Annotated in this window: 17 protein-coding genes and 2 rRNA genes; 5 read left to right on the top strand and 14 right to left on the bottom strand. The window is 40.5% G+C overall.

All coding sequences use genetic code 11. From position 1 onward, the window contains the following. Positions 1-627: 627 nt before the first annotated feature. Together LC090_RS17830 and LC090_RS17835 are read left to right on the top strand one after the other, a co-directional pair. Entirely contained in the window at positions 628-1,785 is a 1,158-nt protein-coding gene (locus LC090_RS17830; RefSeq protein ID WP_226659351.1) for a zinc ribbon domain-containing protein, read from the top strand. 22 nt (positions 1,786-1,807) lie between these two features. Further along, entirely contained in the window at positions 1,808-2,971 is a 1,164-nt protein-coding gene (locus LC090_RS17835; RefSeq protein WP_226659352.1) for a S1C family serine protease, read from the top strand. A gap of 71 nt (positions 2,972-3,042) precedes the next feature. Here the strand turns inward: LC090_RS17835 and LC090_RS17840 are convergent, their stop codons facing one another. Continuing rightward, positions 3,043-3,876 (bottom strand): radical SAM protein, encoded by an 834-nt coding sequence (locus tag LC090_RS17840; RefSeq protein ID WP_425590667.1) that lies wholly within the window; start codon positions 3,874-3,876, stop codon positions 3,043-3,045. A gap of 111 nt (positions 3,877-3,987) precedes the next feature. Between LC090_RS17840 and LC090_RS17845 the strand changes: the two genes are divergently transcribed. Then, entirely contained in the window at positions 3,988-4,392 is a 405-nt protein-coding gene (locus LC090_RS17845) for a hypothetical protein (RefSeq protein ID WP_226659353.1), read from the top strand. Between the two features lie 144 nt (positions 4,393-4,536). Here the strand turns inward: LC090_RS17845 and LC090_RS17850 are convergent, their stop codons facing one another. Next, on the bottom strand, positions 4,537-5,415 hold the full coding sequence (locus tag LC090_RS17850; protein ID WP_226659354.1) for a LysR family transcriptional regulator: 879 nt from the start codon (positions 5,413-5,415) through the stop codon (positions 4,537-4,539). Between the two features lie 116 nt (positions 5,416-5,531). On the opposite strand from LC090_RS17850, the gene LC090_RS17855 reads away from it, so the two are divergent. Further along, a complete protein-coding gene (locus tag LC090_RS17855) occupies positions 5,532-6,617 on the top strand; it encodes a citrate synthase/methylcitrate synthase (RefSeq protein ID WP_226659355.1) in 1,086 nt (361 codons plus the stop codon). Positions 6,618-6,784: 167 nt separating this feature from the next. Here the strand turns inward: LC090_RS17855 and queC are convergent, their stop codons facing one another. The 3 genes from queC to queD are packed head-to-tail and all read right to left on the bottom strand — an operon-like array spanning position 6,785 to position 8,658. Next, a complete protein-coding gene (gene queC, locus LC090_RS17860; protein ID WP_226659356.1) occupies positions 6,785-7,459 on the bottom strand; it encodes a 7-cyano-7-deazaguanine synthase QueC in 675 nt (224 codons plus the stop codon). 1 nt (position 7,460) lies between these two features. Further along, positions 7,461-8,189 carry a 7-carboxy-7-deazaguanine synthase QueE gene (locus LC090_RS17865; RefSeq protein ID WP_226659357.1) on the bottom strand — a complete coding sequence of 243 codons (729 nt, stop codon included), beginning with the start codon at positions 8,187-8,189 and terminating at the stop codon, positions 7,461-7,463. Beyond that, positions 8,182-8,658 carry a 6-carboxytetrahydropterin synthase QueD gene (gene queD, locus LC090_RS17870; RefSeq protein ID WP_224598065.1) on the bottom strand — a complete coding sequence of 159 codons (477 nt, stop codon included), beginning with the start codon at positions 8,656-8,658 and terminating at the stop codon, positions 8,182-8,184. The genes LC090_RS17865 and queD overlap by 8 nt, the downstream gene beginning before the upstream one ends. 250 nt (positions 8,659-8,908) lie before the next feature. On the opposite strand from queD, the gene LC090_RS17875 reads away from it, so the two are divergent. Continuing rightward, the gene (locus LC090_RS17875; protein ID WP_224598067.1) at positions 8,909-9,145 is read left to right on the top strand and encodes a hypothetical protein; all 237 of its coding nucleotides are present in this window, start codon (positions 8,909-8,911) and stop codon (positions 9,143-9,145) included. Positions 9,146-9,183: 38 nt separating this feature from the next. On the opposite strand, the gene LC090_RS17880 is transcribed toward LC090_RS17875, so the two are convergent. The 9 genes from LC090_RS17880 to LC090_RS17920 all read right to left on the bottom strand — a co-directional run. Beyond that, positions 9,184-10,362 carry an aminotransferase gene (locus tag LC090_RS17880; RefSeq protein ID WP_226659358.1) on the bottom strand — a complete coding sequence of 393 codons (1,179 nt, stop codon included), beginning with the start codon at positions 10,360-10,362 and terminating at the stop codon, positions 9,184-9,186. Next, positions 10,359-10,859: an Lrp/AsnC family transcriptional regulator gene (locus tag LC090_RS17885; RefSeq protein WP_226659410.1), complete on the bottom strand. Its 501-nt coding sequence runs from the start codon at positions 10,857-10,859 to the stop codon at positions 10,359-10,361. The genes LC090_RS17880 and LC090_RS17885 overlap by 4 nt, the downstream gene beginning before the upstream one ends. Before the next feature lie 77 nt (positions 10,860-10,936). Then, positions 10,937-12,448: a histidine ammonia-lyase gene (hutH, locus tag LC090_RS17890; RefSeq protein WP_226659359.1), complete on the bottom strand. Its 1,512-nt coding sequence runs from the start codon at positions 12,446-12,448 to the stop codon at positions 10,937-10,939. A gap of 138 nt (positions 12,449-12,586) precedes the next feature. Beyond that, positions 12,587-13,651 carry a Ger(x)C family spore germination protein gene (locus LC090_RS17895; RefSeq protein ID WP_226659360.1) on the bottom strand — a complete coding sequence of 355 codons (1,065 nt, stop codon included), beginning with the start codon at positions 13,649-13,651 and terminating at the stop codon, positions 12,587-12,589. Further along, complete coding sequence (locus tag LC090_RS17900) at positions 13,648-14,739, bottom strand: GerAB/ArcD/ProY family transporter (protein WP_226659361.1); 1,092 nt, start codon at positions 14,737-14,739, stop codon at positions 13,648-13,650. Before LC090_RS17900 ends, LC090_RS17895 begins: the two co-directional genes overlap by 4 nt. Positions 14,740-14,751: 12 nt before the next feature. Beyond that, positions 14,752-16,239, bottom strand: a complete 1,488-nt coding sequence (locus LC090_RS17905; protein ID WP_226659362.1) for a spore germination protein — start codon at positions 16,237-16,239, stop codon at positions 14,752-14,754. A gap of 100 nt (positions 16,240-16,339) precedes the next feature. Next, complete coding sequence (locus LC090_RS17910) at positions 16,340-17,752, bottom strand: cryptochrome/photolyase family protein (RefSeq protein WP_226659363.1); 1,413 nt, start codon at positions 17,750-17,752, stop codon at positions 16,340-16,342. A 272-nt stretch (positions 17,753-18,024) separates the two neighbouring features. Further along, a 5S ribosomal RNA gene (rrf, locus tag LC090_RS17915) occupies positions 18,025-18,141 on the bottom strand. Positions 18,142-18,317: 176 nt separating this feature from the next. Then, positions 18,318-18,434: ribosomal RNA gene (locus LC090_RS17920) — 23S ribosomal RNA — on the bottom strand; the annotation flags it as partial.

Below are 18,434 nucleotides of genomic sequence, written 5' to 3' on the forward strand. Positions count from 1 at the left end.
TTATAATAAAACAAAAATGCAGGCGTTAGCCTACCGTTCGTTAGTCATTATAGCAGGTTTTTATATTTTTTGCAAAGCACATAAAAAAAGTAGCTACCAGAAGGATATCTCGGTAGCTACATCTAAGGGAATAAGGGTTTTCAACTATATAGACGATCATGTATAGGTTTAGGTTTCAAAAAAGACGGACTTTCTTTAAAAGAGTTTATGGTCAAGGTCTTCATTGCTATTTGTTCCTCCGTACACAAAAAAGGACCGGCAAAAGCCGGTCTTCCTGGTAACGGAATATTTGAAAGGGGGTCTTAGGCTTATCTTATCAAAGGGGGTTTGGTGTGAACAGGTCCTTAACACACAGGTCGAACGTATGACATCAACCTTTTTCTACAGGATGAGGATCTTAGGACTATGACTATTCACTCACTTTTCTTTCCATTTGTTAAAAATATGTCTTTTGAATCAATCTTTGCTCTTCTCAAGGCGCACTAATGGACAGTGACAGGAAGAAAATTTGCGCGAAAATTGCTTTATATTTCAATTCATCAACAACACCCTGAAAGATATTTCCCTCATGAGTGAAATGTGTCAAAATATAACTAGTGATTGAGATTGAAAGCAGGTGGAATAAGAATGTATTGTCCACATTGTGGAAAAAAGAGAGGCGAAAATGAACAATTTTGTTTCTCTTGCGGAAAAGAGCTCATTACAGAAACGCGATCAACCCGAAGCCTTTCTGTACTGTGGCGTTGGTTACCAGTGATCATGTTCCTTCTCCTCGCTAGCTCCCTTTCTGGCTATTACTTTTACGAAGAATCGGTGACAAAATCAGCGATTCGCTCATTTGAAAAAGGGGAAGAGTTGGCGAAAAACGGGGATTTTAAAGCAGCCCAAAAAGAATTTAAAGACGCTCAACAAAAACGACCTCGTTTCCCCGCAGCGGAAACGAATAGAGCCATTATAGATAACGCACTTAACGTCGAGCATTCTCTTGCTCAAGCGGAACAAGAAAGACAACAGGACCACTATTCAGAAGCACTAGAATTGATTCGACAAGCTGAACATACAACTTCCACTTATAAAGGAGAGGTGTCATCTCATTTACAAGAAGAAATCGCCTCTGTTCGAACAACCGTTATGGTTGCTCAGTTAAAGTATGACATGAAAGGTAAAAAATCGATTGATGAATTGAAGCCAGTCTTAACGAGAGCAGAAACGTTACAGGTGGATGAAGCTCAAGAAATCGCTAGCGAAATTCGCAGTCAACTAATCGACTTTACCATTAATGAAGCCAATCAATATTTAGAAGAAAATCATTTTACAGAAGCGTTGACTGCTGTTGAAGAAGGTTTGGAAATAAACAAAGACCACGAAAAATTATCAAACTTGAAAACCGTTATCGAAAAAAGGAGAAGTGCTTTTGAAGAGGAGCAGCAGAAGCGCATTGAACATGCTATGGTGGTTGCCGCAAAAGAAGAAGAAATGAATCGGACGAGCGCTATCGAACTAACTGACTTAAAAACCGAAATAACGGATTACAATGAATTAAAAGTCACTGGTCAAGTGACGAGCAAAGCGACTGTTCCTGTAAACTCAATCGGAGCTTCCTACAAGGTATTAGATGGGGATGGTAAAGAATTTGATCAAGGAGAGGTGTATATTAATCCTGACAAATTATTTCCTGACGATACAGGGAAATTTGATTTCGTCCTATATGATATCGGTGAAGATGTCGAAAATCTGAATCAATTCACCGTCGAAATTGATCACTTCACATGGTACCTGGACTAATTGAAAGGAGTACATAAGACGGATGTCTAAGAATATTGCTGTACTACTATCCCTGACTGGCACTCTCCTCATTTTTATTGGGGGAGCCACAGGCTTTTATTTTTTTCATGATTCCTATAATAGTACGACCGTTGAAGCTACTTCTTCACTCGGTGAGAAAAACACTCCCCCAGAAAAGACAACAGATGAGCCGAATTTAAAGTCCGTTATTCACGAAACGCAAAAAAGCGTCGTTCAAATTGATGTAAGTTTAAAAGATGGTACATCTTCTGGCTCTGGCTTCTTATATAATACTGATGGTGACGTAATTACAAATGCCCACGTTGTAGAAGGTGCAGAGAAAATCATTGTTAAAACTTCCGATGCTAAACAATTCGAAGCCCAAATAATCGGTATGGGGGATACAACTGATGTAGCAGTCATTCGCGTACCGGGCTTAAAAGAGAATGCGCCTCTTCCGGTAGCGGAAGAACGTATAGCTGAAGTTGGGGATAATATCATCGCACTTGGAAGTCCACTCGGGCTACAAAACACTGTTACTACGGGGATTATTAGCGGCCTTGATCGAGAGTTCATTTTAGAACCTTATCGCTATGAACATATTTATCAAATATCCGCACCGATTACAAAAGGAAACAGCGGTGGTCCTCTTATCGATGCAACGACAGGTGAAGCGATTGCGATTAATTCCGCGGGTACAGATTCAGGTGCTATTGGTTTTAGTATCCCGCTTCCAAACGTGATCGACCAAATCAAGGAATGGTCGAATAGGCCAGTTGAGTTAACAGTAGATGATGAAAGCAAAGAAAAAGTCACGACCCCGCAGGGACTTACGGGAGAAGACTTTAAGAACAATGCGACTTATCTCATTGGCTATTTCTATGAAAGTCTTTCTACCCAGGACTATGTGACAGCTTACTCACTGCTTGGTAGCCGCTGGCAAAGTGAGATGGCTTATGAAGATTTCAGAAAAGGTTATCTTCATACTCTCCATGTGGAAGTATCGAATATGACCGGAAGCTTAAATCAAACAAACGACGAAGTCAAAGTGACGGCAACAATCAAAGCAAACGAACGAACAGAGGATAAGAAAACAACCACTTCCCTCTACAACGTTACCTATAAAGTCGGTTATGAAAATGACCAATTAAAAATCCTTAAGGGAAAAGCAGAAAAATTGAAATAATGACGCCACGTAAAAGGTTAGAAGGGCCACTTCTAGCCTATTTGCGTTGGCTTTGTATTTAGAATCCTTTATCAATCGGCTCCTTCAGGAGGATAAAACCCTTCTTGAGAAATATAAACTGCATTTTCCGGGAAAACCTCTCGTAAGCGACGTTTTATTTTTAAATACGCTTGCCGATCATACCAATCCTTCAAACCATTTTCTTCAAAAATTTTTCGTATGCCCAGCTGCTCCGTTCGTTTTCCTCCACTTCCATCTCCCATAAAAAAGTCGTCTAATGTAAGCCGATCGGTTACTTCAGCTAACGTTAATGGGAATTTCTCTGAGCACGGTAGCAGTGGCGCGACAGCAGCTTGTACAGGGATTCCTTCAGATCGTAACTCTTTAAGCGCTTTTAACCTCGCAGCAATTGGCGGTGCTGATGGAGCAAACAGTTTGCGAACGGATTCGAGATCCGTTTCGACGGTCATACTCACAAGAATTTTTTTCTTGAATTGCTTTAAGAGATCGATATCTCTTGTCACAAGCGGAGAACGCGTTTGAAGGAATAAAAAGTCCGGACTCTCTTCGACCATTGCCTCCAATAGCCCTCTCGTTAAACGTGTTTTATGCTCAACTGGTTGATAAGGGTCTGTTGAGGAAGACATAAAAATCGAAACCCTTCCCTTTTTCCGTGCTTTCGGGATTTCTTTCTTCACGAGATCTGTCGCGTTTTCTTTTATATCAACCCAGGATCCCCAATCTTCTTCTCTAAACAGTGAAATTGGCATTCTTCTAACATAGCAATAGGAGCACCCAAAAGCGCAACCAGCGTATGGATTTAGTGTGTGGCTATATCCATGAAGAAATCCAGTTCCTTTTGTTAAAATGGATCGAGCCATTTTCATTTCAATTGAAGGTTTCAATACGCTCCCTCCTTATACATTCAGTATATCACAAACCGAACATACATTCGATTACTTTGAATGAAATTACTGAACATTGGACACGGTAAGCATAGAAAGGTGGCATGTACAATGAAGCGATATATTAGCGCATCACTCATTATCTTCTTTCTCTTCCCAACCTATTCGAATGCGGCGGGTCCAGTTCAGCTTCTTCAGGGAGAGTGTCCCACCGTCAACATGCAAGAGCTGCACTCTAAACGAGGTCTCCCCTCTAAAGCAAACGCTCTTCTACCAGGACTACTGGCAGCAAACCAGGACGTTAAAACGTGGCAAATCGTAAGCATTTCGCATTTAAAGAAAACGACCCCTTATTACAAATCTGCCTTAAAAACATGTAAGAAAAAAGTGGCGGATCATACTTACTTGATTGATGTACTCGTAACGAAAAAGTCGTCACAGCTACCTGTCCGTTTGCACCTTTTTGCAGCAAGACAAGAAAATAAGTGGACGATCTGGGGACTTTCTTCTTATTAAAGCTGAATAGTTTTTTTATATACACACATACTAGGAAAGCGTGAAAGCTAGCCTTAAGGATCTACACTCACGCACCTATCCCACACTCTTATTTCACACTCGGAAAATAAGAGTTAAGCCCGATCAGGACGCTGATTGGGCTTTTTAGCGCAGATTTCGTTCAATAAATTCCTTGAATTTTAACGCTTCATTCGATAAGCGATGATAAATAAGAAACGTGTGAACTTCTGGAAGTCTAATATCACTCGTATCCACTTGTAACATCCTTCCTTCCAACAATTCTCGTTGGACAGATGATCGTGGTAAAAATGAATACCCCAACCCTTCCTCAATAAATCTTTTCGTAATATGAACCTGTGATACCACCATCGTCCGTATGCCTTCATACTTTGACCTTAACTCAACCAATAAATCATCCCAGTAATCAGGATGATTATGTGTTAATAGCGTTAACTGCGTACAAAAATCACTTAGTGAAAGAGGAAGACTCGTTTCAGCATCCCCTCCATCATGTGGCACAACAAGAACGATTGGATCAGCTCCGATTTGCTCACTCTTTAGATGTGACTGTACCGATTGCATGCGAGATAACCCAAAATCAGCCGCATTTCTAGCAATCATTCCACCAATTTCATTAGACTCACTTACTTTTACAACTACTTCTATTGAAGGATAAGCTTTCATAAATTGCTGCAGCACACTTGGAAGAACAGTTGCCGCGATTAGTGGAGATACTGCGAGCGTCAATTTACGATGGTAGCCCTGTCGCCATCCATTCATATGGCGCAAGCTTTGCTCGTACTGCTCCATCATTTCCCTGGCATGAGGTAAAAACTGTCTTCCTGCTTCTGAGAGAACAACCCGTCTTCCACTTTTCATAAACAACTTGCTACCAATCTGCTTTTCAAGCTGCTGAATATGCACCGTTACGGTTGGTTGAGCAAGATATAGTTTCTCTGCGGTCTCTCTAAAATTTTCATAAGTGGCAGCCGCAACAAATGTTTTAAGCCAATTGATGTTCATCTCTTCGCTCTCCTATTGATAGTAAATCACTATTGATTTCTTCTTAATAATTTATTAGTCATAATCATAACGAAACGATAGACTAAAAACAAGACGAATAGAATGGAGTTGAGCATATGATTCATGCAGGACTAGAAGGAATCGTTGCAGCTGATTCCAAAATCAGCCTTGTGGACGGAGAGAATGGTTGGCTCGTCTACCGAGGCGAGTGGGCAAAACAAATCGCAAAGGAAAAGTCATTTGAAGAAGCCACTTATTTTCTATGGAATGGCGTGTTTCCTGATACTAAGCAGCTAACTGCTTTTACTTCATCACTTGGTGAAGCGAGAGCTTTATCGACGAGTCATAAAGAAATTATCAATCGTTTGCCAGACAACATGGAAATGATGAGCGTTGTTCGAACCGTATTATCTTCCATCGGTAATCAATCTTTTCAGTTTCCAGCGACGCAAGAACAAGGCATTCAACTACTGAGTATCGTCCCTACAATCATTGCTTATCGCTATCGAACTCAAAAAGGATTACCGATCATCGAACCAGACTTATCGCTTTCTCATGTAGGGAATTATTTATACATGCTGACAGGTAAGAAGCCTCAGGACAATCATGTTAAAGCCTTAACAGCGTATTTTATTTTAACAATGGAGCATGGTCTAAATGCATCTACTTTTACAGCACGCGTAATTGCTTCAACTGAGAGTGACCTAGCATCAGCAATTACAGGAGCCATTGGTGCTATGAAAGGGCCACTTCATGGAGGAGCTCCCACTGGAGTGATCGACTTATTAGATGAAATAAAGCGGGATGGTGATGCTGAGAAAGTATTACGCCAGAAACTTGAAAATCGAGAAAAGCTTATGGGCTTTGGACATCGCGTCTATAAAACTAGAGACCCACGTGCTGCCGCTTTAAGCGAAATCACATCAGACTTTTATGATGATGAAGAGTTCCAGTTAGCACATGAAGTAGAAGAAACTGCTGTACGCCTTTTACAGGAGTACAAACCTGATCGAAAACTTTATGCGAATGTCGAATACTATGCCGCAGCCATCTTAAGAGCAATTGAACTTCCTACAGAACTATTTACGCCGACATTTACCGCAGCAAGAACAGCCGGTTGGATCGCTCACGTCTATGAGCAAAATGATAACAACCGAATTATTCGCCCCTCCTCTCTATATAGCGGGGAAATGCCGGAGTAAGTGTCAGTGGTGCTGGCGTGCGAGGTTGCGGGTGCCTGTCACCTGCGTTATTTGTCGAACCATGCCACCCACAAACAAGAGTTTATTGGCTAAAGCTCAATTATACTAGCCGATTTCAAAAAAGCTGCCTGCTGGGATCCCCCAGAAGGCAGCTTTTCTACTATGATTTATGCTTTATAAGGAATCGGATCAACCGCTCCAGCTTCTTCAAAGCCTTTCAAACGCAAACGGCAGCTATCGCATTCTCCGCATGCTTCTTCTTCACCATTGTAGCAAGATGTCGTTAATTCATAAGGAACGTTCAAACGTAATCCTTCCTTTACCGTATCAGCTTTCGTCAAGTGAATAAGCGGCGTCTCAATCTTCATCTCACTACCTGTTGCACCTGCTTTTGTAGCTAAATTCACTGTTTCATTCATGCTTTCAATGAACTCCGGTCGACAATCGGGATAACCACTGTAATCAACAGCAGATACGCCGATATAGATCGCTTCTGCACCAATTACTTCTGCGTAAGCAGAGGCAAGAGAGAGAAAGATCATATTACGTGCGGGCACGTAAGTTACAGGAATATCATCTTCATCCATATCGGTGGGGACATCGATCGAATCATCCGTAAGCGCACTACCACCAATTTGATTTAGAAAACTAATGTTCACGATGCGATGATCAGGTGCATTGTAGTAGTCCGCTACTTTTTTCGCCTGCTCGACTTCACGATTATGTTTTTGACCATAGTGAAACGTAATTGGATAAAGCTCATATCCTTTTTCCTTCGCCATCCCCATACATGTCGTACTATCTAAGCCACCGCTTAAAACGATCACTGCTTTTTTACTCATGTTACACACCTCTTCGATTCGGATCCCAAATAATCTTATGAAGCTGCATACTTAGCTTCACTTGACTTAATCCGGCTTCTAGAATTTTATCAACGAGCTTATGTGGCGGCATCGTTTCCCAAACTGGGCTATACAGAACCTGCCCTTTTTCATGGTTTTCTGCGACAACCTCTGATGCAACAGTAAAATCTTCATCAGAACCGATCACAAATTTAATTTCATCCTGTGTATCAAGTAGTGTAAAGTTCTCATGTAGCATACGATGCTGTTCACCAGAATCAGGGAGCTTATAGTCCATCACAAAGCGAACTTTTTCCTGCCATGCTTTATCGTCTCTTCGAATAGCTTCATACGGAGTGAGATCAATCGCTCCATTCGTTTCAATGTGAATATCTTCAATATGCGGTAGATCCACCATTGCTTGAAGAAGCGCCATTGATTTTTCACGATGGATCAGCGGTTCTCCACCTGTAAAACAAATATGACGGCTCTTATATTTTTTAATTTGATCAATGATAGAAGCAATTGACCCTGTATATTCTGCTTTATCAGGTGCATAGCTATATGGCGTATCACACCAACTACAGCGCAGGTTACAGTGAAAGACGCGTACAAAAACAGTTGGAAAACCCGCTCGCGTTCCCTCTCCTTCTACTGTCTCAAACACTTCAACCATCGGTAATTCCCATTGCATATATTCGGATCTTTCCGGTAACACCCATCTATTCATTGTCTTCCATCCATTCCCGCTTCAGCGTTGCGTAGCTTGTTGGCGTCTCGTAAAGAACCAATTCTTCGATCCGCTGACCAAGATCTTTCATCTTGCGTTCAGTCAGGGCCTGATCCAACTGTTCCCACATCCAGACAATCATATTTTCAGCTGTCGTGTTCATGTTGGGAAGGACGTCATTTAAATAACGATGATCTAACTTCGAATCGATCACTTCTTTAAATAATGTTTTAATTTCACCGAAATCAACTGATATGCCAATGTCATTCACATATCCGCTAATCGTAATCACTAATTTATACGTATGCCCATGCATGCTTTTGCATTTGCCATCATAGCAATGTAGATGATGAGCGGCATCAAAAGTGAATTCCTTCGTAACGGCTACCCGTTTATGATGATACTTTAATTCGCTTTTCTGAATATCTTCTCCCAATACTTCAACTTTCTTTGGAATCATAAAAGACATAAAAAAGCCCCCTTCTTTATTCAGTAAGGGAGACGCATGAAAAATCCCTTCTCTATTACGAGATCAGGGCTGGAATTTTCACGGTCCCTAGTTTTGTTTTACGAGAGGAGGGAATTACGAACTCTCCAACTTGATTATAATACCACACCACGTGTTATTAGAAAAGGTAAGGGGTTTTCCACCCCTATTTGAGTTTCATTCCGATTTAAAAGTGGTAAAATATACTAGTATTTAAGGAGGTGAGAGATGAATGTCTAATAGTGGAATGGAAGGTTTTGGTGTACTTTTTGGTCTTTTTGGGTTTCTTTACGTAGCAATTCTATTATTTATCGTCGTATTAACAATCGTTTTTATTTTTAAAGCAATGGGCTATATGAAGCGAAAGAACGCAGCAGATGAGGAGCAAAATGAATTGTTGCGACAGCTAATCGCTAAACAAGCGTCTTCTGGTATCACAACGAGTAAAGAGGATCCAACGTCTTATTAGTACATAACGCCGTCCAGGGTGATGGACGGCGTTCTCAATTAAGCTTGTTGATGACGACTTACGAAGCGTTCAATCCGTTTTACAGCTTCCTGTAGAGAATCAATCGATGTTGCGTAAGAACAGCGAACATACCCTTCTCCCCCAGCACCAAAGACATGCCCCGGCACCACAGCAACCCGCTCTTCTTCTAACAGCTTTTCAGCAAATTCATCAGATGTCATGCCAGTTGCCTGTATGGATGGAAACGCATAAAATGCGCCACCTGGCATATGACACGATAAACCGATATTATTAAACGATTTAACTAGAAAATTTCTTCGTTGCCGATAGCTTTTTTTCATTCTCTCAAGATCTTCTCTTCCGCTTTTTAATGCCTCAAGTGCCCCATGCTGGGCAATGGTTGGCGCACACATCATCGTGTATTGATGGATTTTCAACATGGCTGCAATAATCTCTTCAGGACCTGTCACATAGCCAAGTCTCCAACCTGTCATCGCAAAAGCTTTTGAAAAACCAGAAATTAAAATGGTCCGCTCTCTCATGCCATTTATCCGAGCGATGCTATAATGCGTCTCATCGTAAGTTAACTCTGCGTAGATCTCATCCGATAAAACGAGAAGATCATGTTTTTCAATGACGTCCGTTACGCTCTTGAGTTCTGATTCAGACATCGTTGCACCTGTTGGATTACTTGGAAAACAAAGCAGAATGGCTTTCGTACGCTTTGTAATGGCTTTTTCAAGAGATTCACGTGTAATCTTAAACTCATCTTCTGCCTTTGTCTCTAACGAAACAGGTGTACCTCCTGCAAGTGTCACAGCTGGTGCATAGGCAACAAAGCCCGGTTCCACAATAATGACTTCATCACCTGGATTAATCACCGCTCGAAAAGCAAGGTCAATTGCCTGACTAGCGCCAACCGTTAAAATGATTTGGGACTCAGCTGAATAATGAAGTGAGAATTGCTCGAGCAAATAGGAGGAAATTTCCTCTCTTAACTCAAGTAAACCAGCATTCGCGGTATAGGCTGTATAGCCGCTTTCAAGTGAGGCATATCCTGCTTCACATACATTCCACGGCGTCACAAAATCAGGTTCTCCGACACCAAGTGAAATTACATTGTCCATTTGAGAAGCAAGATCGAAAAACTTTCGGATTCCTGAAGGTTTTAACTGAGAAGCTGTTTTAGAAATATACTGCTGTTGAACATGCTTCATGGTGACACCACAATCCGCTTATCTTTCTGTTCAGGCTCGAAAATGACACCATCGTGTTTATATTTTTTAAGTAGGAAATGCGTGGTTGTCGATAGCACAGAATCAAGTGTTGATAACTTGTTGGAAACAAAGAACGCAACCTCTTTCATGGTTTTCCCTTCAATCTGAACAGATAAATCAAACGCACCTGACATCAAGTACACAGCTTTCACTTCCGGAAAACGATAAATGCGTTCAGCAATTTCATCAAAACCGACCTCGCGTTTAGGCGTCACTTTTACATCAATCATCGCTGCCACACCGTCTTTACCAGAAGTCTTATCCCAGTTAATGACGGATGAATAATTTAATATAATGTTTTGCTCTTCAAGTCTTTTAATTGTTTTCTCCACTTCTTCAACAGACAATTCAACCATATCAGCTAAAACATCCATTGGAATACGTGCGTTTTCTTCTAAAATCTCAAGAATTTCGATTTCTTTTTCGTTCACAGTAATGCCCCCTGCTTTCCATCTATTTCGTCTACTATATCATTCTTCTGATTTTATTTCATATTGTATCAAAATTGATGAAGCTACTTCAGCCCCAGTACGATCTTTTCGATCACATCCTCATTTTTCAGCCAATCGGTGAAACGTTCAATATCATATGAGAAAATGCGATCATTTATCATTTCTTGTACAATCCGCCTTCCAGCTTGATAGATTTGTTTTGTATCAGGAGAAAGGAGATGTACACCTCGAAACGTAATTCCTTGCATGGCGCAGATCGCTTCGATGGCGAGAATTCGTCTCACATTTTCCGTAATTTGATAAGCATGACGAGATCCAATCGTTCCCATACTAACATGATCCTCCTGGTTAGCTGAAGAGGGAATCGAATCGACTGAAGCCGGATGCGCTAGCGTTTTATTCTCCGAGACAAGCGATGCCGCCACATACTGCATGATCATTGCACCTGATTGAAGGCCCGGCTGCGGACTTAGGAATGCAGGTAAATCATTTAATTGTGGATTAACGAGTCGTTCAATACGCCGTTCCGCGATACTCCCAAACTCAGCCATGGCAATGGAAAGAAAGTCCATCGCCAGTGCAATCGGCTGGCCATGAAAATTGCCTCCAGAAAGTACTTTCGTTCCTCCATCAAAAATAAGTGGGTTATCAGTTGCCGCGTTCATTTCAATTTCAAGCTTTTCTTTCACATAACCTAAGGCCTGCCAGGACGCACCATGAACTTGAGGTATACAGCGGATCGAGTAAGCATCCTGAACCCTTACCTCTCCCTGCTTTGTGGTAAGACTGCTCCCTTTCAAAAGTTTCCTTAACCTTTTTGCTACTTCTATTTGTTCCGGATAACCACGGGCCAAATGAATGTGTTCATCAAAAGCATCTGTAATGGCTCGCAATGCTTCTAAGGTTAAGGCAGAAATACCGTCTGCTTCATAGGCAAGTTTTTCTGCCTCTAGATAAGTTACCGCTCCCATCGCAGTCATCGCTTGCGTTCCATTAATTAAGGCAAGACCTTCCTTTGCGGTTAACTGAATTGGAGGAATCCTTCTCTCTTTTAATGGGAGGATCGCTTTCTCACGTTTGCCTTGGTAAAATACTTCCCCTTCTCCTAGTAATGGTAAAGCGAGATGAGCTAATGGAGCAAGATCACCACTAGCACCAAGCGAACCCTGTTGAGGGACCACGGGAATGATATCCTCATTAGCATATAAGATAAGCCGTTCAATCACTTCGCGTCTAATCCCAGAAAAACCTTTTAACAATGCATTTGCACGAAGCAATAGCATTGCTTTTGATACAATCGGTGGAAAGGGGTCTCCTAATCCGCATGCATGGGAATAAATAAGATTTAACTGAAGCTGATTGACATCAGCAGAAGGGATATGAACATCGCTTAACTTACCAAATCCAGTCGTGATGCCGTAAACGGTTTCCCCTTTTGCCACAATCGATTCAACTGCTTTTCTACTTTCGTCGACGCGCTGCAAGCTTTCACTTGAACATCCAGCACGCTCACCGTTATATAATAGTGCCCTTAACTGCGAAAGCGATAAATGATCGCCATCAAGAAAAATCATATTCTGTCACTCCTCTACCTTGTTATCTAAGTAAAGGTTCATGAGAAAAGCCCGTTTTAAAAATCGAATCGATTTTTAAAACGGGCTTTTCTATTGCTAGATTGAATGGAATCGCTCATGAGCCTCGCACACCTTTCCTTAATCAATGATGCCTGATTCCCCTATATTTACTTTTACATCAATGGTTACTGGAAGATCTGGATAGTGTTCATTCCATTTTTCAAAATCAAAATGTCTTGTTTGACTCCGAGCGTGATCCCCAATTGAGAGAGGATCAATTCCTAATTCTTGAAATTTTTCAACCATGTTGACTCCCTGAATTTCTACCTTTTTTTCGAACGTTTTGGCGATTTCTTTCTTCTTTTCTTTCGTTAACTTTTCCCCTGTATATTCTACGACGTTCCCATTTAACTTAACTGATATGTTCAAAGAAGGATTTGTATTCCCATTTTTCACCTTATAATTTACTTTTGATTTTATTTTTTGTAAGTTTGCGTACTCTCCACCTGGAAGCTCTAGTTCATACAATCCCGCACTAAAACTTTTATTAATCAAAGAAAACATGAACATCTCATCTAAATTAAGTTTTCCTACCAATTTATCATCATCAAATAAAGCAAGTCCTGTAATTCTAACTTCCGTTTCTTCCATTCTTAGAACTGGGGCAACTGGGTCCATTCCATCGCCATAATATTTGTAGTCAAACAAATGAATATTATTTTGTGGCATATTCCCATACTCAATGGATTCCTTAATAAGATTCTGTAAAAATGGCCCAATTCCTTGCAAATATTGAAACTCATTTTTAATTAATTCACTTGCACTTCCTTCCACTACACCAACGTAGATTAATCGGCCTGCAGCAGGATCTCTCAAGAAACTATCCAGAATATCAATAATTCCTTTCTCCGCCATATCTTCACTAAATAGCAATACAGCCATTTTTCCAATCGAAATGGGTTTAGGGAGTCCACTTAATTGATTCCGAAGTCCCTTACTCGTATGGGCTTCCGCTTCGAAGGCTCTTGTTTCTACCTTCTGATTTGGATCAAACGTTTGAAGCGAAATCGTTCCTTTGATTTTCTCATCTTCGCCTTGGTCATACCCTACAATAAATAGAATAGGAACTTCATCAATGATCTCTTCTGCTACACACCCCGTAAGGAGAAAGCAGAACAACGCTAAGCAACAAGCATATTTCATATTCGCTTTTTCACCCTTCTCCAAATCATACTGTATAGGAAAATAAATGGAATATAAAAGTAATACACATATGTGCCTATGATAGAAGTTAACGTATTTAGGTAGTCAACTTGATCGCGGTTAACAACCATGACGCATACAGTAAAGACAAAAGCAATGAGGATGATAACAAAATACTTTTGCTTGATATGGAGAACTTTTTTTCCTACGCGACTAGCTCCCCACATCGTGAGGCAAATGTTTGGAAAAACTACAAAACACCAGAAAGTAATGCCGATATACTCAAATCGCTCCACAAAAGGCAGTTCCACTACTTTCCAGGCAATTAACGTTGACCAAATGGACTGCTGAAGTTGCCCCGCGCTATAAAATGCTAATGAAACAATCATCACCATCGTATAAACGAGGGTTGTTAACAGTACGCCCATATGTGCCCATATACGAGAACTTCTCGGATTTTTCAAAAAGGGATATGCCAGTAATAAGATATCGATCCCAACATAACTAAGCGTCATTTGCCTTGTTCCAAGAGCAAAGTCTTTTAAGGAATGATCCATCATTGGAAGAAGATTACTAAATGTAGAAAACTTGATTGGAGCTGTTGCCGTAAATACTAACCAAACCGGAATAATCACACCAAAAAAGCAAATTCCTGCGACAGTCCGAAACCCTCCAGCAAGTACGTAATACGTTAACAAAAGATACAATGCCACTGGAATCCATGTCGCTAACTCCGGAAACATCCACGCCTGAATCACTTCTATAAACGTCCGTAAAATCACAATCGTACCTAATAGTAAATACATCATGAGAGCGAGATTAAATACGGAGCCAATCCACTTCCCAAACCATTTATTATGAAGGTCAATAATATCAAAAGTACCATCACTAAGAATACGGTACATCATCCATATAAATAGATGAAATATGAGTCCCGTTACAATCACTACAATCCAGGCATCATTTCCCGCGTAAGCCGCGATGTATCTCTGAAAGCCTAGCACTCCGACTCCCACCTGATTGCTGTGAATAATAAACATGATTAGAAATGGAGAAATTAGAAGATCATTTCGATTACCTTGCTCCAAGTCACTCACCCTTTACTGCTCATCGAAATCCAACGAATGCTTTCGCTTCTTCTTATCCTCAAAACGCTTTGATTGTTTTCCACGGAAAAATTGAAACCTGTTTTTTTGCATGACATACGGTAGACGAAAGAAAGAGTCATACCAATCTTTTATTCTTGGCGGATACAATGGCGCAAGATACGGATTTCCAAAAGACGTCAACCGGATCATATGTGTCAAAATAAATAAGCCAAACAATGCGACGCCAATTAAACCTAGAAGTTGAGCAAACAGTATTAAAGGATAACGCAAAAACCGAATGGTATTGGTCATTCGATAAACTGGCGTTGTAAAAGATGCCAGCGCTGACAAAGCGACTAATATTAAAAGGATATTACTTGTTAGTGATGCCTCTACCGCTGCTGTTCCAATCACGATACCGCCCACAATACCAAGAGTTTGACCTACCTTCGTCGGCATCCTTGCTCCGGCCTCACGTAATAAATCAATGGTAACTTCAAGAAAAAATACTTCAACGACTGGTGAAAAAGGAATGTCACTTCTTGAAGAAATTAATGTCGCTAATAATTTAGATGGAAATAATTCGTAATGATAGGTTAAAACAGCAACATATAAAGGTGTTGCGATAATAGAGGCTAAAATCGCGATCATTCGAACAATACGAAAAAACGAAGCAATATTCCATCCTAGATAATAATCTTCAAAGGATACTAACAATTGCCCAAAGTTTATCGGACCAATTAACGCATTTGAAGACCCTTCCGTTAAAATAGCAAAAGCCCCAAAATTCATATGACCTGTAATGCGATCGGTTCGCTCAGTATCAATCATTTGTGGAAAAACAGAGAGTGAGTTATCTTCTAACATCTGACCTATAAAAGAAGAATCAGAGATAATATCAAAATCGAGATCCTCCAGTCGTTGCATGACCGTATTAATATTTTGTTCACTCGCAACTCCTTCTATAAAAGCAACGACCACTTTTGTTTTACTGACTGTTCCAATTGTAATTTCCTTCATCCTTAACCTTGGGTGAGGAATTCTACGCCGAAGCAAATTCATATTAGTATGGAGATCCTCAACTAAACCTTCTTTTGGACCCATCACACTAAATTCAATTTCAGGAGCAGAGAGATCCCTTGATTTTCGTAAACTAATGTTCACAAGCAATACTTTTTGTCCACGTGAAAGCTGAATAGCCACATGTCCTTCCAGTAGTCGCTCTTGGATGAGTGGCAATTTTGATGAGATTTCAATGTTCTCAATTGGAAGGATCCCTTTTAAATCTTCGAGTGATTTAGATCGTGATTCCTTAATTACAGGCAATAGATCGCGATGTAGCTGTTCAGGATCAATGAGGGAAGCAAAATAGATTAAACGATAAGGCTGATCACTTTCTTTATTTTCATAGTCGACAAAATCAATTGATTGTTTCAAATCCTTGACCATTTCTTCCAAATTCTCCGGTTTTTCAGATGCACCTTTTTTAAACCATTTCAAAACAATCAACTCCGCGCATAACAGTCTCTCCCACTAGCATGCGCAGTTCTGACCTTCTTATCCATAAAAAAGATCAGATGCCAGGTAGCATCTGATCTCGTTAGGTTCGTTCTTTATAAACACTTAGTACCTTCTGTCTCTGCTCTTTATGGTTGACAGTCGGATGTGGATAATCTTGACCAATCATGCAATGACTATCTTGCTGCTCTTCCTCACTCATTTTTGATGGTTGATGAATCGCTTTATTCGGAACATCTTTTAATTCTTTAACGTACTTCCGGATATAAGTACCATCTGGATCAAAACGCTCCGCTTGTGTAGTAGGATTAAAGATTCGAAAATATGGAACCGCGTCCGTTCCTGTGGAAGAGGCCCACTGCCAGCCACCTGTATTAGAAGACTCATCATAATCAATCAGCTTTTCTTCGAAGTAGCGTTCACCCAATCTCCAATCAATGAGATAATCCTTTGTCAAAAACGAAGCGGTGATCATACGAAGCCGATTGTGCATCCAACCCTCTTGATTTAACTGCCTCATCCCGGCATCTACTATAGGGAAACCCGTTTCTCCTCTTTTCCACTTATTTAATTTTTCCTGATCATCGTTCCATGGAATCCCACGATATTTCGTTTGAAACTCACAATCTCGAAACTCAGGAAACTCCGCGTGAACCATCCCATAGAAATCACGCCAGGCGAGTTCCTGTATAAACGTTTCGCCCCCCTTATGATCGTATTCCGCTATCATATGAAAAAGAGTACGCACAGAAAGTGTACCTGTTTTTAAATAGGGAGATAATTTACTTGTACCAACGATGGATGGAACATCACGGTGGTGATCATAATCCTTTAACCTTTCTTTCGTAAAACGTTTTGCCCGTTGGTTTGCACTTTTTTCGCCAATCGCTTTCCAATCTCGCTCACACTGTTTTAAAACGTTTTTAAATTTTTTATTTGAATCAAGAGAATCGCTGATTTCGATGGCATACTTCTTCACTTTCTTTAAATCAATCTGAATGACTTGTGGTTTCTTTAATGTCCTCCACTGTTTATAGTACGGAGTAAAGACCTTGTACATTGAATCATCCTGTTTCCTAACATCTTGCTTGTCGTGTAGATAATAATCTTGATAAGAATGGAATTCAATCTCTTTATTCTTTAACCAATCACATACATCTTGATCTCGACGAGCACCGTAACCTGCCTTGTCTTCATTAAAGAAAACGGCTTTCACATCTAATGTGTCTGTTACTTTTTCAAATACATCAATGGCATCACCATAAACAATTTGGAAAGGAAGGTTTTCCTTTTTGCACGTATCTTGAAACTGCGCTACCGTTTGAAAAAAATAATCATGATGAAGATCAATATTTTCCGTAAAATGTGGATCTAATTGAAAAAGTCCCATCCATCGAGCATCGTTTTCTTCACAATAGGAAATCGCCTTTTCAAGAGCAGTATGATCGTTTAAACGAAAATCCCGACGAAACCAGACAATAACAGTTTTACTCATATTTCTTCACCTCTTCTCTTATTTTAAGACGAGTGAAGATTTGTTGATAGTTTTAATGTGTTAGAAGAATGATTAGGAAGGAAGCGGTAGCCCAAATCGTTTTTTATAAATAAACGGTAGAACAAGAGATACAAGTATTCCAACTATGATGGATGAAGTAGCAAACATCCGATATTCTTGATGGGAGATTTCTTTTTTAGTAAAAACGATAGAACATATAAAACCATACAAAAAAAAGCGAGAAACCATTTGGTCTCTCGCCTTTCTTCATTGCCCAGCGACGTCCTACTCTTGCAGGGGGAGATCCCCCAACTACCATCGGCGCTGAAGAGCTTAACTTCCGTGTTCGGCATGGGAACGGGTGTGACCTCTTCGCCATCGTCACTAGACTTTACAGGGTATTCCCTGAAAACTAGATAGCACGCACAACTTTTCCAATAATGTGTCCAGCTACGTAAGCCAAATCCTCGATCGTTTCACCTTTTGATTCTGACGCAAAAAGCGCGTCTGATTCAAAAGCTTCCAACGCTTGTCGGATTTAAACGGCTTACTTCGCTTTTCGTTTTAGGTTAAGCCCTCGATCGATTAGTATTCGTCAGCTCCACGTGTTGCCACGCTTCCACCCCGAACCTATCTACCTCATCATCTCTAAGGGATCTTACCAGCTTAATGCTGTGGGAAA

Source organism: Guptibacillus hwajinpoensis, from assembly GCF_020524165.1.
In the GTDB taxonomy this organism is placed as follows: Bacteria; Bacillota; Bacilli; order Bacillales; family Guptibacillaceae; genus Guptibacillus; species Guptibacillus hwajinpoensis_D.